This window comes from Stenotrophomonas sp. A3_2 (genome assembly GCF_036624925.1).
Classification (GTDB): Bacteria; Pseudomonadota; Gammaproteobacteria; order Xanthomonadales; family Xanthomonadaceae; genus Stenotrophomonas; species Stenotrophomonas hibiscicola.
In genome coordinates this window covers 1-614 of the sequence record NZ_JAZKVY010000379.1, presented here as the reverse complement: position 1 = coordinate 614, position 614 = coordinate 1, and the positions used below count along the sequence as shown (strand labels likewise).

1 pseudogene is annotated in these 614 nt (G+C 57.2%); it reads right to left on the bottom strand.

What is annotated here, in order from left to right:
• Window positions 1-277: 277 nt before the first annotated feature.
• Window positions 278-614, bottom strand: a pseudogene (locus tag R5H29_RS22180) (hypothetical protein); the annotation flags it as partial.

Below are 614 nucleotides of genomic sequence, written 5' to 3'. Positions count from 1 at the left end.
TTGAACGGTTCCTTCTGTTGACGGGTTGGGAGCCCCCACACGCAATGCTCAAGGATTGGCTTCATTCGTTCCGAGGTCAGCTGATGCACTATCCGTGCATAGACTTGTATCCGGTCGCGGCCGTGCCCGCGCACCATAATCCGTATTCACATCCCCGGATCGAGCAAAGGCGGATGCGGACCAAACTACTACTGGGCGTTTTCAGGCGCCATCAACTTTCCCGGTCACACATCACACCAATCCGCGTCGCCTTATCGAGCCTGTTGCAACATAAGCATCAGGCGGCGCGGAGCTCGGCACCTTGAGGGACCAGACCGGTCTCCACAAAGCGCCAAAGCGCGATTAACAATTTTCGGGCGAGCGCAACGATCCCCACCTTTGCCGCGCGAGCGCCGTTGCCTTTGAACCGGTTGCGATACCAAACGGTCAGTTCGCTACTTGGCTTGTATGATCCGGGCCTTGTCAAGATCGCATTGAACGGTTCCTTCTGTTGACGGGTTGGGAGCCCCCACACGCAATGCTCAAGGATTGGCTTCATTCGTTCCGAGGTCAGCTGATGCACTATCCGTGCATAGACTTGTATCCGGTCGCGGCCGTGCCCGCGCACCATAATC